The 26,168-nt window shown below is 61.8% G+C and carries 22 protein-coding genes; 9 read left to right on the top strand and 13 right to left on the bottom strand.

Annotation, left to right across the window (positions count from 1 at the left end; genetic code table 11):
• The first annotated feature begins 51 nt into the window (after positions 1 to 51).
• Entirely contained in the window at positions 52 to 1,659 is a 1,608-nt protein-coding gene (locus AACW30_RS02825; RefSeq protein WP_200624236.1) for an alkaline phosphatase family protein, read from the top strand.
• A 125-nt stretch (positions 1,660 to 1,784) separates the two neighbouring features.
• On the opposite strand, the gene AACW30_RS02820 is transcribed toward AACW30_RS02825, so the two are convergent.
• Positions 1,785 to 2,690, bottom strand: a complete 906-nt coding sequence (locus AACW30_RS02820) for a TauD/TfdA dioxygenase family protein (RefSeq protein WP_106577368.1) — start codon at positions 2,688 to 2,690, stop codon at positions 1,785 to 1,787.
• Between the two features lie 182 nt (positions 2,691 to 2,872).
• Between AACW30_RS02820 and AACW30_RS02815 the strand changes: the two genes are divergently transcribed.
• On the top strand, positions 2,873 to 3,793 hold the full coding sequence (locus AACW30_RS02815; protein WP_106577367.1) for a LysR family transcriptional regulator: 921 nt from the start codon (positions 2,873 to 2,875) through the stop codon (positions 3,791 to 3,793).
• Positions 3,794 to 3,890: 97 nt separating this feature from the next.
• Here AACW30_RS02815 and AACW30_RS02810 read toward each other — a convergent pair whose 3' ends face one another.
• A complete protein-coding gene (locus AACW30_RS02810) occupies positions 3,891 to 4,892 on the bottom strand; it encodes an ABC transporter substrate-binding protein (protein ID WP_119738252.1) in 1,002 nt (333 codons plus the stop codon).
• Between the two features lie 289 nt (positions 4,893 to 5,181).
• On the opposite strand from AACW30_RS02810, the gene AACW30_RS02805 reads away from it, so the two are divergent.
• The 3 genes from AACW30_RS02805 to AACW30_RS02795 are packed head-to-tail and all read left to right on the top strand — an operon-like array spanning position 5,182 to position 9,217.
• The gene (locus AACW30_RS02805; RefSeq protein WP_200624235.1) at positions 5,182 to 6,780 is read left to right on the top strand and encodes an ABC transporter permease; all 1,599 of its coding nucleotides are present in this window, start codon (positions 5,182 to 5,184) and stop codon (positions 6,778 to 6,780) included.
• On the top strand, positions 6,777 to 7,592 hold the full coding sequence (locus AACW30_RS02800) for an ABC transporter ATP-binding protein (protein WP_106577364.1): 816 nt from the start codon (positions 6,777 to 6,779) through the stop codon (positions 7,590 to 7,592). Before AACW30_RS02805 ends, AACW30_RS02800 begins: the two co-directional genes overlap by 4 nt.
• A 14-nt stretch (positions 7,593 to 7,606) precedes the next feature.
• Complete coding sequence (locus AACW30_RS02795) at positions 7,607 to 9,217, top strand: arylsulfatase (protein ID WP_124416152.1); 1,611 nt, start codon at positions 7,607 to 7,609, stop codon at positions 9,215 to 9,217.
• Here AACW30_RS02795 and AACW30_RS02790 read toward each other — a convergent pair.
• Positions 9,189 to 10,268, bottom strand: coding sequence for a fatty acid desaturase (locus AACW30_RS02790; protein ID WP_200624234.1), 1,080 nt, complete (start codon positions 10,266 to 10,268; stop codon positions 9,189 to 9,191). The genes AACW30_RS02795 and AACW30_RS02790 overlap by 29 nt on opposite strands.
• 101 nt (positions 10,269 to 10,369) lie before the next feature.
• Between AACW30_RS02790 and AACW30_RS02785 the strand changes: the two genes are divergently transcribed.
• Positions 10,370 to 11,374: an AraC family transcriptional regulator gene (locus tag AACW30_RS02785; RefSeq protein WP_106577361.1), complete on the top strand. Its 1,005-nt coding sequence runs from the start codon at positions 10,370 to 10,372 to the stop codon at positions 11,372 to 11,374.
• 1,136 nt (positions 11,375 to 12,510) lie between these two features.
• Here AACW30_RS02785 and AACW30_RS02780 read toward each other — a convergent pair.
• Both AACW30_RS02780 and AACW30_RS02775 read right to left on the bottom strand, forming a co-directional pair.
• Positions 12,511 to 12,876: a response regulator gene (locus AACW30_RS02780; RefSeq protein WP_119738264.1), complete on the bottom strand. Its 366-nt coding sequence runs from the start codon at positions 12,874 to 12,876 to the stop codon at positions 12,511 to 12,513.
• A 38-nt stretch (positions 12,877 to 12,914) separates the two neighbouring features.
• Positions 12,915 to 13,601: a Crp/Fnr family transcriptional regulator gene (locus tag AACW30_RS02775; protein ID WP_179610123.1), complete on the bottom strand. Its 687-nt coding sequence runs from the start codon at positions 13,599 to 13,601 to the stop codon at positions 12,915 to 12,917.
• Between the two features lie 83 nt (positions 13,602 to 13,684).
• Between AACW30_RS02775 and AACW30_RS02770 the strand changes: the two genes are divergently transcribed.
• Positions 13,685 to 14,212, top strand: coding sequence for an Mpo1 family 2-hydroxy fatty acid dioxygenase (locus tag AACW30_RS02770; protein ID WP_200624233.1), 528 nt, complete (start codon positions 13,685 to 13,687; stop codon positions 14,210 to 14,212).
• A gap of 120 nt (positions 14,213 to 14,332) precedes the next feature.
• Here AACW30_RS02770 and AACW30_RS02765 read toward each other — a convergent pair whose 3' ends face one another.
• The 6 genes from AACW30_RS02765 to dibA form a co-directional block, all read right to left on the bottom strand.
• On the bottom strand, positions 14,333 to 15,313 hold the full coding sequence (locus AACW30_RS02765; RefSeq protein WP_177042302.1) for a sulfate/molybdate ABC transporter ATP-binding protein: 981 nt from the start codon (positions 15,311 to 15,313) through the stop codon (positions 14,333 to 14,335).
• A gap of 3 nt (positions 15,314 to 15,316) precedes the next feature.
• Positions 15,317 to 16,189 (bottom strand): sulfate ABC transporter permease subunit CysW, encoded by an 873-nt coding sequence (gene cysW, locus AACW30_RS02760; RefSeq protein ID WP_003218139.1) that lies wholly within the window; start codon positions 16,187 to 16,189, stop codon positions 15,317 to 15,319.
• Positions 16,190 to 16,202: 13 nt separating this feature from the next.
• Positions 16,203 to 17,021 carry a sulfate ABC transporter permease subunit CysT gene (gene cysT, locus AACW30_RS02755; protein WP_003218141.1) on the bottom strand — a complete coding sequence of 273 codons (819 nt, stop codon included), beginning with the start codon at positions 17,019 to 17,021 and terminating at the stop codon, positions 16,203 to 16,205.
• A gap of 200 nt (positions 17,022 to 17,221) precedes the next feature.
• Positions 17,222 to 18,232 (bottom strand): sulfate ABC transporter substrate-binding protein, encoded by a 1,011-nt coding sequence (locus AACW30_RS02750; RefSeq protein ID WP_106577355.1) that lies wholly within the window; start codon positions 18,230 to 18,232, stop codon positions 17,222 to 17,224.
• Positions 18,233 to 18,307: 75 nt separating this feature from the next.
• Entirely contained in the window at positions 18,308 to 18,490 is a 183-nt protein-coding gene (gene oscA / locus AACW30_RS02745; protein WP_003170956.1) for a sulfur starvation response protein OscA, read from the bottom strand.
• 303 nt (positions 18,491 to 18,793) lie between these two features.
• Positions 18,794 to 20,704 (bottom strand): phosphodiesterase DibA, encoded by a 1,911-nt coding sequence (gene dibA, locus AACW30_RS02740; protein WP_200624232.1) that lies wholly within the window; start codon positions 20,702 to 20,704, stop codon positions 18,794 to 18,796.
• A gap of 165 nt (positions 20,705 to 20,869) precedes the next feature.
• On the opposite strand from dibA, the gene desA reads away from it, so the two are divergent.
• Entirely contained in the window at positions 20,870 to 22,054 is a 1,185-nt protein-coding gene (gene desA / locus AACW30_RS02735) for a delta-9 fatty acid desaturase DesA (RefSeq protein WP_119738268.1), read from the top strand.
• A 326-nt stretch (positions 22,055 to 22,380) separates the two neighbouring features.
• Positions 22,381 to 23,382, top strand: a complete 1,002-nt coding sequence (locus AACW30_RS02730; RefSeq protein ID WP_106577352.1) for a sensor domain-containing diguanylate cyclase — start codon at positions 22,381 to 22,383, stop codon at positions 23,380 to 23,382.
• Positions 23,383 to 23,435: 53 nt separating this feature from the next.
• Here AACW30_RS02730 and AACW30_RS02725 read toward each other — a convergent pair whose 3' ends face one another.
• The gene (locus AACW30_RS02725; RefSeq protein WP_119738270.1) at positions 23,436 to 24,638 is read right to left on the bottom strand and encodes an HDOD domain-containing protein; all 1,203 of its coding nucleotides are present in this window, start codon (positions 24,636 to 24,638) and stop codon (positions 23,436 to 23,438) included.
• Positions 24,639 to 24,777: 139 nt separating this feature from the next.
• On the bottom strand, positions 24,778 to 26,055 hold the full coding sequence (gene gabT, locus AACW30_RS02720; protein WP_106577350.1) for a 4-aminobutyrate--2-oxoglutarate transaminase: 1,278 nt from the start codon (positions 26,053 to 26,055) through the stop codon (positions 24,778 to 24,780).
• Positions 26,056 to 26,168 lie beyond the last annotated feature (113 nt).

The following is a 26,168-nucleotide window of genomic DNA, read 5'->3' as shown; positions in this document are numbered from 1 at the left end:
GCCCCTGCGAACAGCGAAAACCGTCACCTTTGTTCTGTTCGGTGAAGCCCCATGTCCCAACCCAACCCCGTGCGCAACGTGCTCTACATCATGTGCGACCAACTGCGCCGCGATTACCTGTCGTGCTACGGCCATGCGCATTTGCACACGCCGAATATCGACCGCCTCGCCGCTGCCGGCGTGCGCTTCAGCCGGGCCTACACCCAGGGCACCATTTGTGGGCCGTCGCGAATGTCGGCCTACACCGGGCGCTATGTCAGCAGCCATCAGGTGGCGTGGAACGCGGTGCCGCTGCCGCTGGAAGAGCTGACGATTGGCGATTACCTGCGCCCCCATGGCATCCGCACCGCCCTGGTCGGCAAGACCCACGCCACGCCGAATCTGGACGCCCTGCAACGTCTGAATATCGACCCCCACAGCGCGCAGGCCGAGCCGCTGAATGAGGTCGGGTTTGACGCGTACATGCGCCACGACGGCATTTACCCTGACAGCCCACTGTTCGAGGACAAACGCGAGTCCGCCCCGTACACCCATTACCTGCGTGAACAAGGCTACGACGGCAGCAACCCGTGGCATGAATGGGCCAATGCCGCCGCCGGTGAAAACGGTGAAATCCTCAGCGGCTGGCACATGCGTCACTCAGGCAAGCCTGCGCGCGTGGCGCAGGAGCATTCGGAAACGGTCTACACCACCGACCGCGCCATCGACTTTATCGCCGAACAAGGCGAGCAGCCGTGGTGCCTGCACCTGTCCTACATCAAGCCGCACTGGCCCTATATCGCTGCGGCGCCATACCACGCGCTGTATGGCGCCGAGCATGTCCAGGCGCCCATTCAACCTGAACACACCAGCGATCACCCGGTTTACCACGCCTTCCGCCAGCACCAGGAGAGCCTGAATTTCTCCCGTGATGAGGTGCGGTTGACGGTGATTCCCACCTACATGGGGCTGATCAAACAGGTCGACGATCAACTCGGGCGGCTGTTCGATTTTCTGCAAAGCAACGGCCGTTGGGACGACACGCTGATCGTGTTCACCAGCGATCACGGCGACTTTCTCGGCGACCACTTCCTCGGTGAAAAGGAGTTCTTGCTGGAGCCTGCGGTGGGCGTCCCGCTGATCGTGCGCGACCCGCGCGCCAGCGCCGACATCAGCCGTGGTTCAGTGGACGCACGCCTGGTGGAAACCATCGACGCCCTGCCGACCTTCCTCGACGCCCTGGGTTTGCCGGCGGCTGACCACCGCCTGGAGGGCCGTTCGCTGATCCCGCTGCTGCACGGCAAAGACATCACTTGGCGCAACTACGCCATCGCCGAATACGACTATGCGTTCCAGGCCCCGGCCCGCGAGCGTCTGGAACAGCCTATCGACCGTTGCCGCATGACCATGGTGCGCAGCGAGCGCTGGAAGTACCTGGCGTATGACGGCTTTCGCCCACAGCTGTTTGATCTTCACAATGACCCGCAGGAATTACACGACCTGGGTGCCGATCCGGCCTATGCGGCGGTGCGCGAAACGCACCTGGGCTATCTGTTCGACTGGCTGCGCGGGTTAAAGCGGCGCACCACCATCAGCCACGAGGAGATTGATCGGCGTGGCCAAGGGTTTCGGTATGGTGAGCCGGAGGCGGAAAAAGTGGTGCAGATAGGCGTCTGGTAAACACCACACACCAATGTGGGAGCGGGCTTGCTCGCGAATGCAGTCTGTCAGTTGATACATACATCGACTGACACTGCGCATTCGCGAGCAAGCCCGCTCCCACATTTTTGATCTCCAAACTTAGCCTAAAGCCCCTTTGTCGTCTGGCTACGCTGCCCCTGCACACCCACCGGCACGTCGCCCTTGAGCGTTACCCGGCGCACGATGCGTTCCTGGGTGCCGTAGTCATCCACCGCGTAATGCTGGGTGGCGCGGTTGTCCCAGATCGCCACGTCGCCGGCATTCCAGCGCCAGCGCACGGTGTTTTCCAGGCGGGTGACGTGGCTTTGCAGCAGGTTGAACAGCTGCGTCGAGTCCGCCTGAGAATAGCCTTTGAGGCGCTTGACGAAGTGCCCCAGCAGCAAGGTTTTCTCGCCGCTGACCGGGTGCACGCGCACCACCGGGTGTTCGGTCTCGTACACCGTGGAGGTGAACACCTTGCGGTATTCCTCAAGCTTTTCGACCGATACATCCGGCTTGCGCCCGGCGTAGTCGTACTCGTTACTGTGAATCGCCCACAGGGTGTCGGCGAGGGCGCGCAGCTCGACGCTGAGATCGTTGTAGGCGCTGGACGTGTTGGCCCACACGGTGTCGCCGCCGGATTTTGGCGCCAGCACCGACCGCAGGATCGAGGCTTTCGGGTAGGCGTCAACGAAGGTCACGTCAGTGTGCCAGGAGTTGGCGCGCTGGCCGCGCGTGCCATCCAGTTCCAGCAGGAACCGCGTGCCGTCGCGCACCGGCACGGTCGGGTGGGCAATCGGCTCACCGAGCAGGTGAGCGAAGGCTTCCTGGCTCTGGTCGTCGAGGTGGGTCTGCTCACGAAAGAAGATCACTTTGTACTGCACCAGCGCTTGCTGGATCGCGTCGACGGTGGCGGCATCCAGGTCACCGGACAGTTTGATGCCACGGATCTCGGCGCCGATGCGGCCAGCGACCGGGTGGATGTCCAGCGCCTGGGCGACGGGTTGAACAGCTAATGCGGCGTTGCTCATGGTGAAGACCCTCATGTGCCTGCTGATGGTGGGGATGCCTTCCGGCAACGCTCTATTGATATGCATTTTAGATCTAGCAAATGAATCAATGCTTCGTTGACGGAATAAGAGCTTGCATTTAAAACCTCAGCTCCCTCGGTCGCAAATGCCTTCGACCTATTTTTCAGATGCCGGGAAAGCATATGGATCTTCGCCAACTGCGCTACTTCATCGCCCTCAACGAACACCGCAGTTTCGTGCGTGCAGCGGACGCCATGGGCATCACCCAGCCCGCCTTCAGCCGCAGCATTCAAGGGCTGGAGCAAGAGTTCGGCTGTGTGCTGGTCGATCGCGGCAACAAGGATCTGCGCCCCACGCCCGAGGGCCAGGTGGTGCTGCAACACGCCTTGAGCCTGGTGCATGGCGCCGCCCTGCTGAGCAGTGAAGTGACGCGCATGACCAAACTCGACGCCGGTGACCTGCGCTTTGGCACCGGGCCGGCGCCGGCCGTGAAACTGGTGCCGGATGCGGTGGCGCGGTTTATCGGTGCGCACCCGAAAATCCGCACCAGTTTCCAGGTGGACAACTGGGAGAAACTCAGCCGCGCCCTGAGCCGTGAAGAGATCGAATTTTTTATCGCCGACATTCGCCAGTTCGAAGCCGACCCGAACTTCCAGACCCGCGCACTGACGCCCAAGCGCGGGGTGTTTTTTTGCCGACCGGGGCATCCGTTATTGGCCAAGGACAGCTTGTCGACCAACGACATGTTCGACTACCCGCTGGCCTCACCGTTGATCTCCCAGGGCATCCGAAAATTGCTGGCGAACCTGAGTGGGCGCATGGACTTTTCACCGAGCATTCAGACCGAGCATTTCCCGGCGCTGGTGAAGATCGTGCTGCAGTCCGATGCGATTGGGGTGGGCACGGAAGAGGCGTTTGCCGAAGACATCGCCCAGGGCTCGCTGGTGCTGCTGCACTGGCGCAACCTGCCGCAGAACCTGGAGACCATGAGCGCGCGCTGCGGGATTGTCAGCCGCACCGGGTCGCGGTTGTCGCCGGCGGCGAAGGCGATGATCGAGACGCTGGTGGAGGTGGACAGGCAGCAGGTGAGCGTGGCGGTTTGAAGGCCTCATCGCGGGCAAGCCCGCTCGCCCAGTTGGAAGGCGTTCCCCTGTGGGAGCGGGCTCGCCCGCGATAGCGATAACCCAGCCTCCACCAGGCTCAGCGCCCCGCCGCCGCCAGATTCGGCGCCACCCAATCGCTCACCTGAAACGGCTTGCGGATCAGCCGCTCTTTGGACGCCAAGTCCACCGCGTCCTGCAATTTGCCGAGGAACACCGGGTCCAGGGTCGAGGGGAAAATTTCGCTGAGTTTCTGGTCTTTCAGATCGTTGGTCAGAATCACCGGCGGGTAACTGGCCAGCCCCGACACCAGGTCGATGTAAGCCTGCTTGTTGTTGTCATCGGTCAACCACTGCACCGCCTGCTGCTGGGCCTTGAGCAAGGTGGCCACGGCTTGCGGGTGTTCATCCACAAACTTGGCACTGCCCACCAGCACCGCCTGCACGCTGCCGGCGCCACCGATGTCCTTGGTGGTCAGCGGTATCTCGGCCAGGCCCTTGGCTTGCAGCGCCGTGAGGCCTGAACCGCCCCAGGTGGCGTCAATCTGTTTGGCGGCCAGGGCGGCAATGGCGGCGCTGAAGTCCAGGTTGATGACTTTCAGGTCCTTCTCACTCAAACCCTGGCTGGCCAGCGCGGTGTCGAATGACAACTGGCTGGCCGTGCCACGGAACACGGCGACGCGCTTGCCCTTGAGGTCTTGCAAGGTCTTGATGCCGGAGCCTGGCACCACGGCGAGGTAATGCTTGACGCCGCGCGCCGAGGCACTGAGCAAGCGCGTGTCCAGGCCATTGGAGCGACCGATAATCGCCGCCAGGTCGCCCAGGTAAGCCAGGTCCACCTGGCCGTTGGCAAAGGCCTCATTGATCACCGGGCCTGCGCCCTTGAAATAATTCCATTGAATCTTGATGCCCTGGTCGGCAAAGGCCTTTTCAAAGATTTGCTGGCTTTGCAGTACATCGGTTACCCCGCCGCCGCTGTGCTGGCTGCCCGCACTGAGGTCGGGCACGGCGATGCGAATTTCCGTGAGATCGGCAGCCTGCACCAACCCGGCCAGGGCAGTGCCGGCGAACAGGCTGATCAGACGTTTGAAGGGCAGTTTCATAAGCGCAGCTCCTGGTGGGCGGACGGTCGCCTGGGGAGCAGAAAGTAGGCACAGGCCGATCAAAACTTTAAATACTATAAATTCACAATTTAATAGCTTTTGGGACTATGCGAGCTAAAACGCAGGCTCCAGAGGGATATGCATAAACAGCATCGAAAATATTCTTCGAATGCATTGGATGCGTGTCGGACAGAGGCTTTAAATGATTTTTCTTATCTCACAATCATCTTGTTTGCATTTTTCTAAGATCGAAATCACATAACACCCACGGCGACAACGGAGGTCCTCCATGGCCCGAATTTCACTTCTGAGCCTACCTCTGGCGGCCCCCGGCAAAGACGCCGCGCTGCGTTGGCCGAAGCTGAGCGACCGCCTCATACCCTGGCTGCTGCCGCTGGCACTGTTTGCGCTGTGGTGGCTGGCCAGCCGCAATCACTGGATGAGCCAGCAGATTCTGCCGCCGCCCTCGCTGGTCTGGAGCAGCGCAGTAGAACTGGCCGGCGGCGAGTTGTGGAGCCATCTGGCGATCAGCGTGCAGCGTTTGTTCTGGGGGCTGCTGGCCGGTGTCGGCGCAGGCGCGCTGCTGGGCGCGCTGTTGGGGTTCAGCGCCCGGGCGGAGCGCCTGATATTTCCAACCTTCAGCGCGCTGTCGCAAGTGCCGACCCTGGCATGGATTCCGCTGTTCATGGTGTTTTTCGGCATTGGCGAAACGCTGAAACTGGTGGTGCTGGTCAAGGCAATCGTCGTGCCCGTCACCCTGCATACCCTGGTCGGCGTGCGTGATGCCCAGCCCAACCTGCGTGAAGCCGCTCGCGTGCTGCGCCTGCCCCCGCACCTGTTGATCCGCCGCCTGATCCTGCCCGCCGCGCTGCCGGCATTCATGGCCGGTATACGCCTGGCCCTGGCGGCGGGCTGGACGTCGTTGCTGGCGGTGGAGTTGTTGGCGTCCAGTGAAGGCATCGGCTACCTGATGGTCTGGGCGCGCCAGTTGTTCATGCTCGACATCGTGTTCGTGTGCATCGTGGTCATCGGCGTGCTGGGCGTGGTGATGGATCGTGGCATCGGCTGGCTGGATCGCAAATGGGTGCACTGGCCGCACCCGGCCACCGCGCAGATTCGTCGCGGGCCGCGCTATCAAGGCTGGCAGCGCCTGCAACCGTGGTTACTGCCGCTGCTGTTGGTCGCGCTGTGGCAGATGGCGACGCTGCATGGCTGGGTGGACGCCAATATTCTGGTCAGCCCATGGGCGGTGCTGCAAACCACTGGCGCCGGCGTGCTGGATGGCAGCCTGTCCGGCGCCCTGGTCAAAAGCCTGGGCCGCACACTGGGCGGCCTGCTGCTGGGCGGCGGCCTGGGCTTTGCCATGGGCCTGTGGCTGGGGCTGTCGCGGCGCAGTGAGCGCGTACTCGGCCCGACCTTGGCCGCGCTGCGCCAGATCGCGATTTTTGCCTGGGTGCCGTTGCTTACCGCGTGGTTTGGCCTGGGCGAGTTGGCCAAGTCAGTATTTATCGCACTCGCCGCATTTTTCCCGCTGTTTATCGCCACCCAACGCAGCGTGCTCAACCTGTCGCCGCAACTGCGCGAAGCGGCGCAAGTGCTGCGCCTGAGCCTGTTGCAACGCCTGCGCCGTCTGGTGTTGCCGGGCGCGGCGGCGGGGATTTTCGCCGGCCTGCGCCTGAGCCTGATCTACGCCTGGCTCGGCACCATCGGCGCGGAATACTTCATGCCGTCCAATGGCGGCATCGGCAGCCTGATGATCGGCGCCCAACAGCTGCTGCGCATGGACGTGATCATGGGCGGCATGCTGCTGGTCGGCCTTACCGGCGCCACGCTCAATTTTATCGGCCAACGCATCGAAACCCGCGCCACCCGCTGGAGACACGCATGAACGCACCTATCGTCCGCTTCAACCATGTGGGCAAGTCCTTCGACGTCGACGGCTTCGAGCTGGAGGCTATTCGCGAATTCAACCTGGAGATTGCCGAGGGCGAATTCGTCGCGATTGTTGGCTCCAGCGGCTGCGGCAAATCCACCCTGCTGCGCCTGTTGGTGGGGCTCGACACGCAGTTTCGCGGCGACATCCAGGTCGACGGTAAGGCCGTAAACGGCATCGGCGGCGAGCGCGGCATTGTGTTCCAGGAGCACCGCCTGTTCCCCTGGCTGACCGTGGCGCAAAACATCGGCCTGGGCCTGGTCAACGAGCCGCTGAGCGAAGCTGAACGCAACCGGCGCATCAGCGACTTTATCGAGCTGGTGGGCCTGAGCGACTTCACCCGCGCCTATCCCCATCAGCTGTCCGGCGGCATGGCGCAGCGGGTGGCGATCGCCCGTGGCCTGGTCGCCAGCCCGCGCATCCTGCTGCTGGACGAGCCGTTCGGCGCCCTCGACGCGCTGACCCGCCAACAAATGCAGGACGAGCTGTTGGCGATCCGCGCGCGCGCCAAGATCACCACGGTGTTGGTGACCCACGACGTGGAAGAGGCGATTTTCCTCGCCGACCGCGTGGTGGTGATGGAGCCTCGGCCTGGGCGGATCAAGCAAATCGTCGATATCGCCCTGCCCCATCCGCGCCAGCGCAGCAGCTTCGAGTTCCACCAGCTGCGCGAAGAACTGCTGCATGAACTGATCAGCGATGACCACTATCAGCCGCCCGTGCGCGAACAGATTCGCGACCTGCCGCTGGCCTTTATTGCCTGCTGAAGAGGAGTGCCGTGATGCCGCAACGTCCCAATTTTCTCGTGATCCTGGCCGATGACATGGGTTTTTCCGACCTCGGTGCGTTCGGCGGGGAAATCTCTACGCCGCACCTGGATGCCCTGGCGCTCAAGGGTCTGCGCCTGACCGACTTCCACACCGCGCCGACCTGCTCCCCCACGCGTTCGATGCTGCTGACCGGCACCGACCATCACATCGCCGGCATCGGCACCATGGCCGAGGCGCTTACGCCGGAGCTGATCGGTAAACCGGGTTACGAGGGCTACCTCAACGACAGCGTCGTGGCGCTGCCGGAGCTGCTGCGCGAGGCCGGTTACCAGACCTTGATGAGCGGCAAATGGCACCTGGGCCTCACCGCCGAACGGGCGCCGCATGCGCGGGGTTTCGAGCGGTCGTTTTCACTGTTGCCCGGCGCGGCCAACCACTATGGTTTCGAGCCAACCTACGACGACGACACGCCAGGCCTGCTCAAGTCCACCCCGGCGCTGTACATCGAGGACGACACCTTCGTCGAGCAACTGCCCGAGGGGTTCTATTCCTCCGATGCGTTTGGCGACAAGCTGCTGCAGTACCTCAAGGAGCGCGACCAGGCGCGGCCGTTCTTCGCTTACCTGCCGTTTTCGGCGCCACATTGGCCGTTGCAGGCGCCGGCGGACATTGTCGAAAAATACCGTGGCCGCTACGACGCCGGTCCCGAAGCGCTGCGCCTGGAACGCCTGGAAAAGCTCAAGGCGCTGGGGTTGATCGACGCCGATGTCGAGCCCCACCCGCTGATCGAGCTGAACACCCAATGGGCGGCCTTGAGCGATGAACAGCGTCAGCTCTCGGCCCGCGCGATGGAAGTGTATGCGGCGATGGTGGAGCGCATGGACTGGAACATCGGCCGGGTGGTGGAGTACCTGCGCCGCCAGGGGCAACTGGACAATACCTTCATCGTGTTCATGTCCGATAACGGCGCCGAGGGCGCGCTGCTGGAAGCTTTCCCCAAGTTCGGGCCGCAGCTGCTGACCTATCTCAACCAGCATTACGACAACAGCCTGGAGAACATCGGCCGCGCCAACTCTTACGTCTGGTACGGGCCGTCATGGGCGCAGGTGGCGACCGCACCGTCGCGGCTGTTCAAGGCGTTTACCACCGAGGGCGGCATTCGGGTGCCGGCGCTGGTGCACTACCCGCCACTGGCGCTCAACGGGCGCATCAGCCATGGGTTTGGCACGGTGATGGACATTACGCCGACGATTCTGGACCTTGCCGGTGTACGCCACCCCGGCAAGCACTGGCGCGGCAAGCCGGTGGCGCCGTTGCGGGGCAAGTCATGGCTGGGCTTTTTGTCCGGCGAGACCGCCCAGGTGCACGACGAACATACCGTCACCGGCTGGGAGCTGTTCGGCCGCCGCGCGATTCGCCAGGGCCAGTGGAAAGCCGTGTACATCCCAGGCCCGGTAGGGCCGGCGACGTGGCAACTGTATGACCTGGGCCAGGATCCCGGAGAAATCCATGACCTGGCTTCAAGCCACCCGGACAAACTCGACACCCTGATCGGCCACTGGCAGCAGTACGTGGACGAAACTGGCGTGGTGCTCAGCGCGTCGCCGTTTCAGCCGGATTGAGCCCGGCCTGTGTGCGGGCCTGCGGTTCCAGGCGGTTGGCCCGCGCGAAGGTACCGAAATCGTTGAAGCGCACGCCCATCTCGCGCATCACCTTGTGCGCCACGCTGGCAGTCATCTGGCGAATGTAAAACGGCTCTTTCACCACAAAATGGTGGATGCCATGGGTGCTGCCGAAGTTGAAGCAAAACGCCTGCAGCGGCCACATCCACCAAGGGTTGAGCACCTGGGTTTGCTGGATCACGTTGCCCAGCTCCACATCACCGTAGTAGTGCATGTTGGAGCTGACAAAGTGCAGGCAGAAGGTGCGCAGCACGTTGGGGCCGATGATCACCACCGCGGCGATGTCGATCACCTGCATCACCTGCAAGGTGCCGGCTGACCAGGCGATCGGCGCGCCCATCAGGCTGGCGACACCATTGGCCGCATGAAAGCCCAAAAACACATACCACGCGCCCCAGTGCAGCAGCGCCAAGGGCGCGTACACCAACAGGGAGCGCTTGAGGATGTTGAATTTGTGCTTCCAGGTCCGGGCGCGCAGCATGCGGATGAACGCCGACATGAGGTTGTCACCCACCATCAACAACCGCGCGAGGCCCCACGGTTCGCCATTGGTGATGGCGCGTTCTTCCATATCGGTCTCGGTGCCGGACACCTTGTGGTGATTGAGGTGCAAATGCCGGCGTATCCACGGGTTGATGGTGCTCGGCCGCGCCAGCCATACCAGGCCCATCATCAGGTTGTGGGGCAGGCGTTGCTTGCGAAAGTACATGCTGTGGATCAGGTCATGTTCCAGCTCGTGGGTCAGCGAGGCGAGGAAGGCATTGAGCAGCAGGCAAACCCACCACGCCATGTGGCCGGTGATGTAGAGCGCCGCCGAGCCGAGCATGCCCAGCAAGGCAAACGCCAGAATGCCAGCGCCCAGGGCGTCCTGGTGCCGCAGCCAGGGGTGCTGTTGGCGTAATCTGGCCCCTTCGGCGAGCACCACGTCACGGATATGCGCTGAACGCTGTTGTGCGTTCATCTGCTGGGGACTTGCAGAAGTACCGTCCATGCTTCCATCCTCTTGGTTATTGATCGATGCATCCTGGCCCAAGCGGTGCGCCAGGGCATCAGCCCCACACGCCAACCTGTTGACCGCAAGCGCCAATCGTCATGCCCGAAGCCACTTCCCTCGCCAGCTGGACCCGCGCCCTGCGCAAGCAGCTCGACGCCCTGGACCTCGACAGCGCCGCGCTGTGCGCGCAAGCCGGGCTCGACCCGCAGCAGATGGACGACCCCAACGCCCGCTATCCGTTGTCGGCCACCACGCGGCTATGGGCACTGGCCGTGCAGGCCAGCGGCGACCCGGCCATCGGCTTGCGGGTGTCGCGATTTGTCAGCCCGACCACCTTTCATGCGCTGGGTTATGCGTTGGTGGCCAGCGGCAGCCTGCGCGAGGTGTTCGAGCGGATCGTGCGTTATCACCAAGTGGTCAGCGATGCGCTGACGCTGGAGCTTAGTCGAGAGGGCGAGCGCTATTGCTTTCGCCTGCTGCAACCCGCCGGCAGCCCGGCACCGGCGCTGGAAGCGATTGATGCGTTTGCAGCGATCTATGTGCGCACCTGCCGAAATCGGCTGGGCCGTGAATACGCGCCGCTGGCGGTATACCTGCAGCGCCCGGAGCCGGCCGACCCCACGCCGTGGCACACGGTGTTTCGCGCACCGGTGTTCTTTGGCGCCGAGGAAGACCGCCTGGAGTTTGCCGCGCGAGACTTCGACAGCCACTTGGATGACGCCAACCCGGAGTTGGCCGAACACAATGAAACCGTGCTCAAACGCACCCTCGCCCAGCTGCAACCGCTGACCTGGGAGCGCAAGGTGCGCGCGGCCATCGAGGCGCAATTGCCGGAGGGTGAACCGAGCGCCGAACGGATCGCCCAGGCGTTGCATTTGAGTTTGCGCAGCTTGCAACGGCATCTGGCCGATGAGGGCTGCCGGTTTGACGCGTTGCTCAATGAGTGTCGGGAAAATCTCGCGCTGCTGCACTTGCGGGACCCGCAGTGTTCATTGGCCGAGATCAGCCATTTGCTTGGGTTTGCCGATACCAGCAGTTTCAATCGCGCGTTCAAGCGCTGGACGGGAATGACACCGGGGCAGTTTCGGGATGGGTTGCGCTAGGTAGGGCCTCTTCGGGGGCAAGCCCCCTCCCACATTTTGATGTGTGAATGCAGGCAAAGCTGGGAGCGGGCTTGCCCGCGAAGGCGGTGGATCAGGCCATGCAATCCTGGCTCAATCAGCGCCTTCGGGGGCAAGCCCCCTCCCACATTTTGATATGTGAATGCAGTCAAAGGTGGGAGCGGGCTTGCTCGCGAAGGCGGTGGATCCGGCCATGCAACCCTGGATCAATCAGCGCCTTCGGGGGCAAGCCCCTCCCACATTTTCATGTGTGAATGCAGTCAAAAGTGGGAGCGGGCTTGCCCGCGAAGGCGGTGGATCAGGCCATGCAAATCCTGGATCAATCAGCGCCTTCGGGGGCAAGCCTCCTCCCACATTTTCATGTGTGAATGCAGTCAAAGGTGGGAGCGGGCTTGCCCGCGAAGGCGGTGGATCAGCCCGGGCAATCCTGGATCAATCAGCGCCTTCGGGGGCAAGCCCCCTCCCACATTTTGATGTGTGAATGCAGTCAAAGGTGGGAGCGGGCTTGCCCGCGAAGGCGGTGGATCAGGCCATTCAAAACCTAGATCAATCAGCGCCTTCGGGGGCAAGCCTCCTCCCACATTTTCATGTGTGAATGCAGTCAAAGGTGGGAGCGGGCTTGCTCGCGAAGGCGGTGGATCAGGCCATGCAAATCCTGGATCAATCAGCGCCTTGGGGGGCAAGCCCCCTCCCACATTTTGATGTGTGAATGCAGTCAAAGGTGGGAGCGGGCTTGCCCGCGAAGGCGGTGGATCAGGCCATGCAATCCTGGATCAATCAGCGCCTTCGGGGGCAAGCCTCCTCCCACATTTTCATGTGTGAATGCAGTCAAAGGTGGGAGCGGGCTTGCCCGCGAAGGCGGTGGATCAGGCTATGCAATCCTGGCTCAATCAGCGCCTTCGGGGGCAAGCCCCCTCCCACATTTTGATGTTTGAATGCAGTCAAAAGTGGGAGCGGGCTTGCTCGCGAAGGCGGTGGATCAGGCCATTCAAAACCTGGATCAATCAGCGCCTTCGGGGGCAAGCCCCCTCCCACATTTTGATGTGTGAATGCAGCCAAAAGTGGGAGCGGGCTTGCCCGCGAAGGCGGTGGATCAGGCCATGCACATCCTGGATCAATCAGCGCCCACGATCGCGGCGCAGTAACTTTCTTGCCCGCGCCGCCAGCGCCTTGGCATCAAACGGCTTGAGCAAATAATCATCTTCATGCAATTCCAACCCGCGCAGCCGGTCTTCAATCCCGCCCGGCGTGGTCAGGAACAACACCGGCGTCTCGCCCTTCAACCGAATAGCCTGCTGCAACTTCCAGGCGTTCAAGCCCGGCAACATCACATCCAGAATCACCAGCTCGTACTCGGTACTCTCCACGAAGCGCAAGGCCGCCATGCCATTGGCTGCGACCTCCACGGTGTAGCCGGCCTCGTTCAAACCTCGGGCCATCCGCTGTGCCTCTTCGGTTTCATGTTCCACTAACAGCACGCGCATAACACACCTCGATTGATCAGGCTTGCAGGCTAACACCCTCAGGTGTGCGCCGCCTCACGCAAGCGATGAGCATCGAGGATTTCAATTTCCCCATAGCCCAGGCGCACGACGCCTTGGGCTTGCAAGTCCTTGAGCAAGGCGTTGGTGGTCTGGCGTGACAGGCTCAACATCGCCGCCAGGTCTTCCTGGGGCAGTTGCAGCACACGTTTTGACTGCTCGGTATCGCCGTAACCTTCAACAATCATCAGTAAACGGTGCGCCAGCCGCACCGAGGCCGGCATCAGGCTCAGGTGCTCGATATTGATAAAACTCAGGCGCAGTTTCTGGCTCATCAGCAAGGCCAGGTCGCGCCAGTACGGCGGGGACTCGCCAAGGATGTTCAGCAACGCCTGCTGCGGCACCTGCAACAGCGTGCACGGCCCCACTGCGCAGGCATCGTGGGTGCGCGGCAAGCCGTCGAACAGGCAGATTTCGCCGAACCAATATGGCCGCTCTACCAGGCTCAATAGCGCTTCCTTGCCGTGTTCGTTCACCGCGCTGATGCGCAGCGTGCCGTCGAGCACGGCATACAGGCCACAAGGCGGGTCGCCGCGCTTGAACAGGTATTGCCCCGCCGCCAGCTGGCGCTGCCGGGCACTGGTCAGCAGGCTATGCTGAAAAGAGGCAGGCAAGTGACTGAACCAATGACCGCTGGCCAGCTGCGAGCGCCATTTCTCTGTGTCCATGCGAACTCCGAAGATTGTCGCCCAGCTGACAGTCAGTCACAGGCCGGCAAGGCATGATCAAGCATCCTACAGGAGGAACAACAATGAAAAGCCTCGTCGAGCACCTCAGTCAATACGCCGCCTACCACCGCGAGCCGCGCAACATCGCCAGCCACTTTGTCGGCATCCCGTTAATCGTCGTCGCCGTGGCGGTGCTGCTTTCACGTCCTGAATGGCCGGTCGGCAGCTTGTGGATATCTCCAGCGGTGATCCTCGCGTTGTTCTCGGCCGGGTTTTACCTGCGCCTGGAACTGGCGCTGGGCGTGCTGATGACGCTGCTGATGGGCTTGTCGGTCTGGGCCGGGCACGTGTTGGCGGCGCAGAGCACGCTGGTGTGGCTCAGCAGCGGCATAGGGATGTTTGTGGTGGGCTGGGTGATTCAGTTTATCGGCCACTATTACGAGGGCAGGAAGCCCGCGTTTGTGGACGACGTGTCGGGGCTGATCGTCGGGCCACTGTTTGTGGTCGCGGAGTTGGCGTTTTTGCTGGGGTTGCGGCATGACCTCAAGGAGCAGATTGAGGCGCGGTCCGGGCCGGTAGAACGCCGCGATCTAAAGCCGAGCAAGGTCTGAATGTGGGAGCTGGCTTGCCTGCGATGCAGGCACCTCGGTGTGTCAGTCACACCGCAGTGATGCTATCGCAGGCAAGCGGCTCCCACACAAGCCCGCTCCCGCATGGGTATTGCGGTGTCTTCAAGCTTTTTGCCAGACCTTGGGCTTGAAGAACAGGGTCTCGCCACGCGCCAGGCCCGTCAGGCTGTCGTGGTCCTTTACCACTTCAGCTTCGATCAGCTCGCTTTGGCCTTCGACCTTCAGCGTTACCCGAGTGGTAGCGCCCAACGGCCGAATATCACGCACTTCAGCCGCGTGGTGATCTTCCAGTTCATGGCGCGACAACGACACTTCATGCGGGCGGAACAGCACGTGCTTGTCTTCACCCAAATGCAGGCGGTTGGAATCACCCAGGAAGTGGTACACAAAATCGCTGGCCGGGTTCTCGTAGACTTCGCCCGGTGAGCCGATCTGCTCGATCACGCCCTTGTTCATCACCACGATGCGGTCCGCCACTTCCATGGCTTCTTCCTGGTCGTGGGTCACGAACACCGAGGTCAGGTTGATGTCTTCGTGCAGGCGCGCCAGCCAGCGGCGCAGCTCTTTACGGACCTTGGCATCCAGGGCGCCGAACGGTTCATCCAGCAGCAGCACTTTAGGTTCTACCGCCAACGCGCGAGCCAGGGCGATACGCTGGCGCTGGCCGCCGGAGAGTTGTTCCGGGTAGCGATCGGACAACCAGTCGAGTTGCACCATGTTCAGCAGCTCGTGGACTTTGACCGCGATCTGGCTTTCGGTCGGGCGCTGGTTTTTCGGTTTCATGCGCAGGCCGAACGCGACGTTGTCGAACACGGTCATGTGGCGGAACAGCGCGTAGTGCTGGAACACAAACCCCACGTTGCGATCACGCACGTCGTGGCCGGACACGTCTTCACCGTGGAACACGATGCTGCCGTCATCCGGAGTTTCCAGGCCGGCAATGATGCGCAGTAAGGTGGTCTTGCCGCAGCCGGACGGGCCCAGCAACGCCACCAGCTCGCCACTCTGGATGTCCAGATTGATGCTGTTCAGGGCCTTGAAGGCGTTGAAATTCTTGCTGACATTACGGACTTCAATCGACATGACTTATTCCTCACCGGCGCTTTTGCGCAGGCGGTTGATACGGTTCTCGCTCCACTGCTTGAGCAGCAGGATGAAGAGCGCCAGGATCAGCAACAGGCTCGCGACGGCAAACGCGGCAACGTGGTTGTATTCGTTGTAGAGGATCTCGACGTGCAGCGGCAGGGTGTTGGTCACGCCGCGAATGTGGCCGGACACCACCGACACCGCGCCGAACTCACCCATCGCCCGTGCGGTACACAGCACCACGCCGTAGATCAGGCCCCATTTGATGTTCGGCACGGTCACATGCCAGAACATCTGCCAGCCATTGGCACCGAGCAGGCGCGCGGCCTCTTCTTCCTGGGTGCCCTGCTCCTGCATCAGCGGGATCAGTTCACGGGCCACGAACGGCACCGTCACGAAGATGGTCGCCAGCACAATGCCCGGCAAGGCGAAGACGATCTGGATGTCGTGATCTTGCAGCCACGGGCCGAAGAAGCCCTGGGCGCCGAACATCAGCACGTAGACCAGACCGGCGATCACCGGCGACACCGAGAACGGCAGGTCGATCAGCGTGACCAGGATGCTCTTGCCACGGAACGAGTATTTGCTCACGCACCAGGCGGCGCTGACGCCGAACACCACGTTGAGCGGCACCGAAATCACCACGGCGATCACCGTCAGCTTCAGTGCCGACAGCGCATCGGGTTCCAGGATCGCGGTGAAGAACGCGCCAAGGCCGTTCTTCAAACCCTGGGACACCACGATAAACAGCGGCAGCAGCAGGAACAGGAAGAACACCAGCCAGCCGAGGCTGATCAGGATGCGTCGCGACACTGCGCTGCCACGACGGGCGGCGTTGGCCGAAGACGCGGCGGAAATAGACGATTGGGACATGTTCCGCGCCTCCTTATGGGTGTTCGATGCGCCGCTGCAGCAAGTTGATCAGCAGCAGCAAAACAAAGGAAACCACCAGCATCAGCACACCGATGGAGGTGGCGCCGTGGTAGTCGTACTGGTCGAGCTTGACCATGATCAGCAGCGGCAGGATTTCGGTTTTCATCGGCATGTTGCCCGCGATGAAAATCACCGAGCCGTATTCACCAACGCCTCGGGCGAAGGCCAGCGCGAAGCCGGTCAGCCAGGCGGGCAGCAACGCAGGCACGAGGATGTAGCGGAACACCTGCAATGGCTTGGCGCCCAGGCAGGCGGCGGCTTCTTCGATTTCCCGGGGGATATCGGCCAACACCGGCTGCACCGTGCGCACCACGAATGGCAGCGTGACGAAGGTCAGCGCCAGGGTGATGCCCAGCGGGGTGTAAGCGATTTTGAAGCCCAGGTCCGCGGCGAACTGGCCGACCAGGCCGGTGGGGGTGTAGAGCGCAGTCAGTGCGATACCGGCGACGGCGGTGGGCAGGGCGAAAGGCAGGTCGATCATCGCATCGATGATTTTGCGGCCGGGGAAGGTGTAGCGCACCAACACCCAGGCCAGCAGCGTGCCGATCACGCCGTTGATGATGGCGGCATACAGCGCCGTGCCGAAGCTCAGTTTCAACGCCGCCAGCACACGCGGTGCCGAGATGATGTTCCAGAACTGATCCCAAGTGAGTTGAGCGGCATGTACAAACATCGCCGCCAGGGGGATGAGTACGATCAGGCTGAGGTACACCACGGTGTAGCCCAGCGTCAGCCCGAAGCCGGGTATGACGGGGGAAATACGACGCGACATAAGAGTCCTTGGTTAAAGGGTAGAAACCACTGTAGGAGCGCACTCTCTGTGGGGGCTGGTTTTACTGTGGGAGCCGGGCTTGCCCGCGATGCAGGCACCTCGGTGTGTCAGACACACCGCGGTGCCTGCATCGCAGGCAAGCCAGCTCCTACAGAAGCCCAGCGCCTACAGAAAATCAGGCTCCTACAGTTTAATTTGGCTTACTGCGCCGAGTAGATCTGGTCGAACACGCCACCGTCATTGAAGAATTTCGGTTGGGCAGTTTTCCAGCCGCCGAAGTCTTTGTCGATAGTCACCAGGTCCAGTTTCGGGAACTGCTGGGCGTATTTGGCGGCGACTTTCTCATCGCGTGGGCGGTAGAAGTTTTTCGCCGCAATCTCCTGGCCAGCCGGGCTGTACAGGTGCTTGAGGTATTCGGTGGCGATTTCGGTGTTGCCCTTTTTCTCGGCGTTCTTGTCGACCACGGCCACTGGCGGCTCGGCGAGGATCGACAGCGAAGGTACAACGATGTCGAACTTGTCGGCGCCGCCGTCTTCTTTCAGCGCCAGGAACGCTTCGTTTTCCCAGGCCAGCAACACGTCACCCTGACCGTTGTTGACGAAGGTGATGGTCGAACCGCGAGCGCCGGTGTCGAGGATCGGCACGTGCTTGAACAGCTCCTTCACGTATTCCTGGGCCTTGGCTTCGCTGCCGCCGGCTTTCAGGCCATAGGCCCAGGCAGCGAGGAAGTTCCAGCGGGCGCCGCCGGAGGTTTTCGGGTTCGGGGTGATGACGGAAACGTCTTTCTTGATCAGGTCGCCCCAATCCTTGATGCCTTTAGGGTTGCCCTTGCGCACCAGAAACACGATGGTCGAGGTGTACGGGGTGCTGGCGTCCGGCAGGCGGGTTTGCCAGTTCTCCGGCAGGGTCTTGCCCAATTTGGCGATTTCGTCGATGTCGCCGGCCAGGGCCAGGGTCACCACATCGGCGCGCAGGCCGTCGATCACCGCACGGCCTTGCTTGCCCGAACCACCGTGTGATTGCTGGATCTTGACGTTGTCGCCGGGGTGGGACTGTTTCCAGAAGGTGGTGAACTCAGCGTTATAGTCCTGGTACAGCTCACGGGTCGGGTCATACGAGACGTTGAGCAACTCATAGTCTTTGGCAACAGCGGAACCGGCAAACACGGCACTGGCCAGTGCGGCCAGGGCGTAACGGCGAATCGACGACATAGAAGGCTCCTGAAATTCTGGGGTGTTGGCTTTTTCTTATAGTTGCGGGTCTAGCATGCGAATCGCCGTTGTTGCTCAGCTCGGTTTGTTACCCGGGTTCTGCAAACGGAATTTTTCCTTGCGTTCGATCTGGACCACTTGGGCGTTATGCACAGTGATTTCCACCGCGCCAAACCGCAGGTCGCGCAAGGCGCTCTGGATCTCACGCAAAATGGCTGCTTCGTCCTGGCCGTCGACGCTACGTAGAGATGCGCTCATGGTCTCGCTCCTGAAATGAATAGTGCCTGGCAGTGGCGGCACTGCTTGCGGCGTGAGGGCGATAGTAGATAAGCGCGGATATTCTTAAAAATACTATTTAAGAATGTTTATATAACCAGAAAGAATTTTCTGGCAGGACGTGGGGTTGCGAAGGTTTTGGTAATGAAAATACTGATACCCAGGCGCTGCTTAACCCTGTGGGAGCCGGGCTTGCCCGCGATGGCGGTGCGTCAGGTACGAAATATTTCGCCTGAAAGGCCCTCATCGCGGGCAAGCCCGGCTCCCACATTGACCGAGGTTTGCCTATCGGATAGCAGGTGCCCGCTGCCAATCAATCTCCTGTGCCGGCATCGGCCGCCCAAACCAGTACCCCTGCCCCATATCGCATGCCTGCTCCAACAAGAACCGCGCCTGTTCCACTTGCTCGATGCCTTCGGCGTGCACCTGCATGCCCATGCTTTTCGCCAGGGCGATCACCACGCGCACAATCGCCGCATCGTCCTCATCCCATGGCAGCCCGGCAACAAAACCCTGGTCGATCTTGAGCTTCTGCACCGGCAGGCGCTTGAGGCGCAGCAGTGACGAATAGCCGGTGCCAAAATCGTCGATGGCCAGGCGCAAGCCCAGCTCTCGCAGGCGGTGCAGCTGCTCAAGGGCAACTTCCGGATCATCCATTACCGCGCTTTCGGTGACCTCCAACTCAAGAAACGCCGGATCGAGGCCGGTGGCGTGCAGCACCTGGGCGACTTGCTCGTACAGCTCGCGCCGGGCAAACAGCCGGCTGGAGACATTCACCGCGATAAAACTCAACGGCGCGCCATCGTCCAGCCATTGGCACATCTGGCGGCAGGCCTGGTCCATGACCCAGGCGTCGATGTCGGCAATCAGCCCGGTACGTTCGGCGATGGGGATGAAATCGCCGGGTGGCACCAGACCGCGCTCCGGATGCTGCCAACGCACCAGCGCTTCGACGCCGATCAGGCGGCTGCCCTGCAGGTGGTGGACCGGCTGGTAATACACGCGCAGCTCGTGCTGGTCGAGGGCGCGGCGCAGTTCACTGGCGATTTCCACGCGGTTCTGTGCATGGGCGGTCAGCTCTTCGGTGTACAGCGCGTAGCTTTCGCGCCCGGCACTCTTGGCCTTGAACAGCGCGGAATCGGCATTGCGCAGCAACTGCTGGGCGCTCAGGGCATCGCTGGGGAACAGGCTGATACCGATGCTGGCGCTGATAAACAGTTGATGGCCGTCAAAGATGAACGGCTGCTTCATCGCATCGAGCATGCGCTGGGCCAGCGCGGCGGCCTGCACCACCTGTGGACAACTTTCGGCGAGCACGGCGAACTCGTCGCCGCCCAGGCGCGCCAGGGTCACGCCGGGGCCGAACAGGCCCTTGAGCCGCTCGCCGACCGCTTTGAGCAACTGGTCGCCGACGTTATGGCCGAGGCTGTCGTTGATGATCTTGAAGTGATCCAGGTCCAGCAACAGCAAGGCACAGCCGCGTTTGTGCACTTGCGCCGAGGCCAGCGCCTGCTCGGCGCGGTCGGTGAACAGCAAGCGGTTGGGCAGGTCTGTGAGCGGGTCGTGATGGGCCAGGTGCGCCAGTTCGTGCTCGGAATCCTTGATTGCGCTGATATCGGAAAACACCGCGACGTAATGGCTGACCTTGCCTTGGTCATCCTGGATGACGCGGATGGTTTGCCACTGTGGATAAATTTCGCCGCTTTTGCGCCGGTTCCAGATTTCGCCGCTCCATTCGCCAGTGCGTTCCAGGGTCTGGAACATCTGTTGATAAAAATTCGACGAATGGCGCCCGGACTTGAACAAGCTTGGTCGCTCGCCCATGACATCTTCGCGGCGATAGCCGGTGATCTCGATAAACGCCCGATTGACGTGCACGATCAGCCCCTGGGCGTCGGTGACCAGCACGCCTTCGCGGGTGCAATCGAACACGGCAGCCGCCTGGCGCAGGCGCTCGCGGTTTTCTTTCAGTGGCTGCTGCAGCTGGTGAGCACGGGCAAAACGGGCGCAAATCAGCGACAGGGTCAGCGCGCTGAGCCCCACCCAGACATAGCCGCGCACCTGCAGCCAGCGCTCCAATTCCCAAGGGTCATCGAGAAAGTCGATCAATAGATGATGGCTGAGCTGGAGCCACGCAATGGAAACCAGCAGGTATACCAGCCCCACACGCAGGGCACCTCGGTATGAAAACAGCATATGGTCAGTAATCCTTACCAAAAAACAAAATCGCCCTACAAAGGCTGCGGATTATAGAATAAGAAACATCCAGTCACTTCTATCTGAAAGGGCGGCTGGTTTTCTCTGTAGGCTTAGTGATAATGCGTGAGCTGCTTTTTTCTTTATCTGAGGGCCATACAGCCTATGTGGTACAACGGTTTTCTTGACTTGTCAGCCTGGCAACTGGTGGCAGTCACTCTGTTGATGACCCACGTGACCATCGTTGGGGTCACGGTTTATCTGCACCGCTATTCAGCCCATCGCTCCCTGGAGCTCAATGCCGGCCTGAAACACTTCTTCCGCTTCTGGCTGTGGCTGACCACGGCGCAGAACACCCGCGAGTGGACCGCCATCCACCGCAAACACCACGCCAAATGCGAAACCGTCGACGACCCGCACAGCCCGGTCGTCAAAGGCCTGTCCACCGTGTTGCGCAAAGGCGCCGAGCTGTACCGCGCCGAAGCCGAAAACCCGGAGACCCTGCGCATCTACGGCAAGAACTGCCCGGACGACTGGATCGAGCGCAAAATCTATACGCCTTACCCGCTGCTGGGCGTGGCGATCATGGGCGTCATCGACCTGCTGCTGTTCGGCACCATCGGCATCACCATCTGGGCGATCCAGATGATGTGGATTCCGTTCTGGGCTGCCGGCGTGATCAACGGCCTGGGGCATGCCGTGGGCTATCGCAACTTCGAATGCCGTGACGCGGCGACCAACCTGGTGCCGTGGGGCATCATCGTCGGCGGCGAAGAGCTGCACAACAATCACCACACCTACCCCAATTCGGCCAAGCTGTCGGTGAAGAAGTGGGAGTTCGACCTGGGTTGGGCGTGGATCAAAGTCTTCAGCTTCCTGCGCCTGGCCAAGGTGCAGCGCGTTGCCCCCATCGCCCACCGTGTCGAAGGCAAAGGCCATCTGGACATGGACACCGCCATGGCGATCCTCAACAACCGCTTCCAGATCATGGCCCAGTACCGCAAGTTGGTAATCGGCCCGCTGGTCAAGCAAGAGCTGGAAAAGGTCGATCACTCGGTGCGTCACCAGTTCCACCGGGCCAAACGCCTGCTGTCGCGTGAAACCAGCTTGCTCGATGACCGCCACCACGTGCGTATCCAGAGCCTGCTGGAACACAGCCATGCGCTCACCGTGATCTACGAGAAGCGCCTGGCGCTGCAGCAGATCTGGCTGAAAACCAGCTCCAATGGCCACGACATGCTGGCAGCGATCAAGGAATGGGTGCACGAGGCCGAGGCCAGCGGCATTCAGTCCCTGCGCGATTTTGCCCACCAACTGAAGACCTACTCGCTGCGTCCTGCAGCGGTCTAATCAGGCATTCACAGCCCGCTCGTACGAGCGGGCTGGCCGAAGGCGGCGGGGTTGGCCCTGGCAGGCGGGCTTGCTGTGGCAAACCTGCTCGCCACAGCAAGCCCCTCGCCACAAGGGGCACCCTCGCCGCCGTAAAACTAATCACTAAAACCAGCCTATTCACCACGAAAATCGGCCTACAACCGGTTTCTGACGTCATTTCTTAGTCAGGCTGTTCACGGAACTTCACCGCAATTCCCCTCTCTCAAAGAACACTTCGCCATCATGGTGACCCCTTGTAGTGACCGCTGCTCCATCCTGCGGCGCGCCCAGAGAGAGTTGTACCGATGGTCCACGAAAAGCCTTACTTGCCCGATGCCCCCACAGCTGAGCCTGCCCGCCCGGCTGCGGCGGCAACCTTGTTGGCGCTCATGCACGCCCAGGGTGAAGTCGAGCGGCTGAGTGAGCGCGAGCAACTGCTCAGCTCACTGCTGGTCAGCGTGAATGCCGTGCTGTGGGCCATCGACTGGGAAACGCGCCAAGTGCTGTACGTGAGCCCGGCCTACGAGCGAGTGTTTGGCCGTTCGGCCGGTCTGCTATTGGCCGACCACCGCGAATGGCGCAACAGCATTCACCCCGAAGACCTCGATTACGCTGAATACAGCCTCGCCCGCGTGTTGGAGCAAGGCGCCGTGGAGGACCGCGAGTACCGCATCATTACCGCCGACGGGCAGATTCGCTGGCTGAGCGACAAATGCTATATCAACCAGCAGGTCGAGCCCGGCAAGCCGGTGATCGTGGTCGGCATGGCCGAAGACATCACCGAAAAGAAACAAATGGAGTTGGAACTGCACCGACTCGCCACCACCGACGTACTGACCCAGAGCAGCAATCGCAGGCACTTTTTCGAATGCGCCAACCTGGCCTTCGACAGCGCTTGCGCTCAGGGCACACCGCTGGCGTTCCTGTTGCTGGACATTGACGACTTCAAAGAGGTCAACGACAGTTACGGCCACCTGGAGGGCGATCAGGTGTTGCGGCGTATCGCCGAGAGCGGTCGCAGCGTACTGCGCCGTGGCGACCTGTTCGGGCGCATCGGTGGCGAAGAATTCGCCGCGGTGCTGCCCGGTTGTGCGCCGCACATGGCGTTGCAAGTGGCCGAGCGGTTGGGCAAGGAAATCCAGGCGCTGAGTTTCAGCTATGAAGGGCGGCAATTCACCGTCACCGTCAGCCAGGGACTGGCCACCCTGCGCGAAGAAGATGCGTCTCTGGACGGCCTGTTTGCGCGCGCTGATGCGGCAATGTACGAGGCCAAACGCCAAGGCAAGAACCGCGTCATAGCGAGTTAACGCCGCTCAAACGATGGGAGCGGGCTGGCTCCCACACGCGGCCCCGTTGCTGGCTAGGCCTTGCGTACCCGAGTCAACTCCGACAACCCGACCCTCAGCAAGCGCGCCGTTTTGCTGCTGGCCAGCTCTTCCAACCCTTCACGCTCGGTCAAGCGCGCCATCTGCGCCGCCAGGTTCATCACCAGCGATTCTCGCGAATACACCCCACCTTCGAGTGAATAAATCGACGCGATCAACTGGCGTAGCTCCAACGGCAAGCGCCAACGTGTGCGCAATGCCGACCCATAGGCCGCACCGTAGGTATCCAGAGACTCGCCAATGGCTTCGTCATCCAACGCCCCGCCGCCCTGGCGCCAGTCTTCCAGGCAACGCAATAACGCCAAGTCGCCCAACCGGTGCAGGATGCCGGCGCTGTAGCAGCGCTCGTGGTCCAGCTCCAGCATGCGCGCCAGGCGGCGGGCATAGTCGGCGGTGTCTTGGGACAGTTGCCAGTGGCGCTCGGCATAGGCCACCAGCGCCGGGTCGCCCAGCACTACGTTGTGCTTGAGGGCCAGGCCCAGAATCAGGTTCATGCTCTGCCCGGCCGCCAGTGTGTGCAGCGCGGCCGACAGGGTTTGTACCGGCGTGCCGTGATGACCGGCGCTGTTGGCGGCGGCGATCAATACGGCCGTTATTTGCGGGTCCATGCGCACCTGGTCTTCCAGGCGTTCGAGGTCCAGGCCATCCGGCGTGAGGCTGTGCGCCACGGCGTTTTTTACATCAACCCGCAACGGCGCGCCGTCAGAGGCTTCGCGGCGGCGCTCCAGGAACACCGGCAACGTCATGCCCGGCGCCAGCGGCGCAATTTCGCAGTACACGCTTTCGCCTTCGTTGAGCAGCAGGTCTTGCAGGCGCTGGGTCAGGCCTTCCATGTTCAGTGGTTTGGTCAGGTACGCCGTCGGCGCCAGGGGCAAGGCTTCGCGCACGCTGGCGCTGTCATTGCGACTGCTCAACAGAATGAAGGGCAGCGAACGGCGCTTCTGGCGCACGCTGCGCAGCAGGCTCAGGCCATCGACGCCGGGCAACTCCCAATCCGCGAGAATCAGGTCGTAGGTTTTTTCTCGCAACAGCGTGGCTGCTTGCTGCCCATCAGCACACACATCCAGCCGTGCGTCGCAGCGCACATTCAACAGCACTTGCTTGAGCAGATCCCGCGACCAAGGGTCCGCCTCGGCAATCAACACTCGGGGTACAGCCGGTAAATCAACAGCAGTCATCCAGCACGCTCCATCGGCAATGCTGCAACCTTAGACAATCACGCTGCCTACGTACAATGAACAAGGCCTGAATGTGCTGCATCGGGCACAAAAAAACCCGCCGAGGCGGGTTTTTTCTGTCGGTCAAATCAGGTTCCGCTTACAGCTCGGAGAAACACTCTTCGATGATCGCCAAGCCTTTGTCCAACTGCTCGTCCGGCGAGGTCAGCGGGACCAGTACGCGCAACACGTTACCGTAGGTGCCGCAGGACAGCAGGATCAGGCCCTTGTCACGCGCCTTGGCCACCACGGAGGCGACGGCAGCAGCGTTCGGCTTGTGGCTGTCGCCACCTTCGAACAGCTCGACCGCAATCATCGCGCCCAGGGCACGCACTTCACCGATTACCGGGTATTTGGCTTGAATGGCTTTGAGGCCAGTCACCAGGCGCTCGCCGACAGCCTTGCAGCGGTCCAGCAAGTGCTCTTCTTCAAACACTTCCATCACCGCCAACGCAGCGGCGCACGCGATCGGGCTACCGGCATAGGTGCCGCCCAGGCCGCCTGGGGCGATGGCGTCCATGTATTCCGCCTTGCCGCACACACCGGCCAACGGGAAGCCGCCAGCAATGGATTTGGCGAAGGTGGTGAGGTCGGCGGCGACGCCCATCTGTTCCATGGCGAAGAACGTACCGGTACGGCCGGCACCGGTTTGCACTTCGTCGGCGATCAGCAGGATGCCGTGCTTGTCGCAAAGTTCGCGCAGGCGCTTCATGAAGGATTTAGGCGCGACGTAGAAACCGCCTTCGCCCTGCACCGGCTCGATGATGATGGCAGCGATATCACGCGGCTCGGCATCGTTTTTGAAGATGCGTTCGATGCTGGCGATGGCGTCGTCATCGCTCACACCGTGCAGTTCGTTCGGGAACAGCGCGCGGAACACGCCGCCTGGCATCAGGCCCATGCCGGCCGAGTAAGGCACGACTTTGCCGGTGAGGCCCAGGGTCATCATGGTGCGGCCGTGGTAAGCGCCGGTGAAGGCGATCACGCCGGCGCGCCCCGTGGCGGCACGCGCGATCTTCACGGCGTTTTCAACCGCTTCGGAACCGGTGGTGACCAGCAGGGTTTTCTTGGCGAAGTCGCCTGGCACCTTGGCGTTGATTTTTTCGCACAGTTCCACGTAAGGCTCGTAGGCCAGAACCTGGAAGCAGGTGTGGGTCAGCTTGTTCAGTTGCTCGGTCACGGCGGCGATGATTTTCGGGTGCACGTGGCCGGTGTTCAGCACAGCGATACCGCCGGCGAAGTCGATGAACTCACGACCTTCAACGTCGGTCACGGTGGCGTTCTTCGCGGATTCGGCGAAGATCGGGTGAATCTGGCCAACACCGCGCGGTACAGCGGCTTCGCGGCGTTTCATCAGGGATGCGTTGGTCTTGCTCATAAAGTCCTCATTCGCCACTCATCGGGTGGCGTGGTCCAAGGAATACGTGGCGGGGAGGCAACTACGGCAGCATGCGATGATCGACTGCCACAGCTTTCCCGGCCACTACGAAT

Source organism: Pseudomonas sp. MF6747 (assembly GCF_963890955.1).
Taxonomy (GTDB): Bacteria; Pseudomonadota; Gammaproteobacteria; order Pseudomonadales; family Pseudomonadaceae; genus Aquipseudomonas.
This window is presented reverse-complemented; position numbering and strand designations above follow the sequence as displayed.

Excerpts from the sequence above, each read along its gene's own strand:
- AACW30_RS02785 (WP_106577361.1), top strand. The coding sequence starts at position 10,370 with ATGCCCGAAGCCACTTCCCTCGCCAGCTGGACCCGCGCCCTGCGCAAG.
- AACW30_RS02725 (WP_119738270.1), bottom strand. The coding sequence starts at position 24,638 with ATGACTGCTGTTGATTTACCGGCTGTACCCCGAGTGTTGATTGCCGAG.
- AACW30_RS02775 (WP_179610123.1), bottom strand. The coding sequence starts at position 13,601 with ATGGACACAGAGAAATGGCGCTCGCAGCTGGCCAGCGGTCATTGGTTC.
- AACW30_RS02790 (WP_200624234.1), bottom strand. The coding sequence starts at position 10,268 with ATGGACGGTACTTCTGCAAGTCCCCAGCAGATGAACGCACAACAGCGT.
- cysT (WP_003218141.1), bottom strand. The coding sequence starts at position 17,021 with ATGTCGCGTCGTATTTCCCCCGTCATACCCGGCTTCGGGCTGACGCTG.
- AACW30_RS02750 (WP_106577355.1), bottom strand. The coding sequence starts at position 18,232 with ATGTCGTCGATTCGCCGTTACGCCCTGGCCGCACTGGCCAGTGCCGTG.
- desA (WP_119738268.1), top strand. The coding sequence starts at position 20,870 with ATGTGGTACAACGGTTTTCTTGACTTGTCAGCCTGGCAACTGGTGGCA.
- AACW30_RS02810 (WP_119738252.1), bottom strand. The coding sequence starts at position 4,892 with ATGAAACTGCCCTTCAAACGTCTGATCAGCCTGTTCGCCGGCACTGCC.
- AACW30_RS02780 (WP_119738264.1), bottom strand. The coding sequence starts at position 12,876 with ATGCGCGTGCTGTTAGTGGAACATGAAACCGAAGAGGCACAGCGGATG.
- oscA (WP_003170956.1), bottom strand. The coding sequence starts at position 18,490 with ATGAGCGCATCTCTACGTAGCGTCGACGGCCAGGACGAAGCAGCCATT.
- AACW30_RS02800 (WP_106577364.1), top strand. The coding sequence starts at position 6,777 with ATGAACGCACCTATCGTCCGCTTCAACCATGTGGGCAAGTCCTTCGAC.
- AACW30_RS02765 (WP_177042302.1), bottom strand. The coding sequence starts at position 15,313 with ATGTCGATTGAAGTCCGTAATGTCAGCAAGAATTTCAACGCCTTCAAG.
- dibA (WP_200624232.1), bottom strand. The coding sequence starts at position 20,704 with ATGCTGTTTTCATACCGAGGTGCCCTGCGTGTGGGGCTGGTATACCTG.
- AACW30_RS02730 (WP_106577352.1), top strand. The coding sequence starts at position 22,381 with ATGGTCCACGAAAAGCCTTACTTGCCCGATGCCCCCACAGCTGAGCCT.
- AACW30_RS02770 (WP_200624233.1), top strand. The coding sequence starts at position 13,685 with ATGAAAAGCCTCGTCGAGCACCTCAGTCAATACGCCGCCTACCACCGC.
- AACW30_RS02815 (WP_106577367.1), top strand. The coding sequence starts at position 2,873 with ATGGATCTTCGCCAACTGCGCTACTTCATCGCCCTCAACGAACACCGC.
- AACW30_RS02805 (WP_200624235.1), top strand. The coding sequence starts at position 5,182 with ATGGCCCGAATTTCACTTCTGAGCCTACCTCTGGCGGCCCCCGGCAAA.
- AACW30_RS02825 (WP_200624236.1), top strand. The coding sequence starts at position 52 with ATGTCCCAACCCAACCCCGTGCGCAACGTGCTCTACATCATGTGCGAC.
- gabT (WP_106577350.1), bottom strand. The coding sequence starts at position 26,055 with ATGAGCAAGACCAACGCATCCCTGATGAAACGCCGCGAAGCCGCTGTA.
- cysW (WP_003218139.1), bottom strand. The coding sequence starts at position 16,189 with ATGTCCCAATCGTCTATTTCCGCCGCGTCTTCGGCCAACGCCGCCCGT.
- AACW30_RS02820 (WP_106577368.1), bottom strand. The coding sequence starts at position 2,690 with ATGAGCAACGCCGCATTAGCTGTTCAACCCGTCGCCCAGGCGCTGGAC.
- AACW30_RS02795 (WP_124416152.1), top strand. The coding sequence starts at position 7,607 with ATGCCGCAACGTCCCAATTTTCTCGTGATCCTGGCCGATGACATGGGT.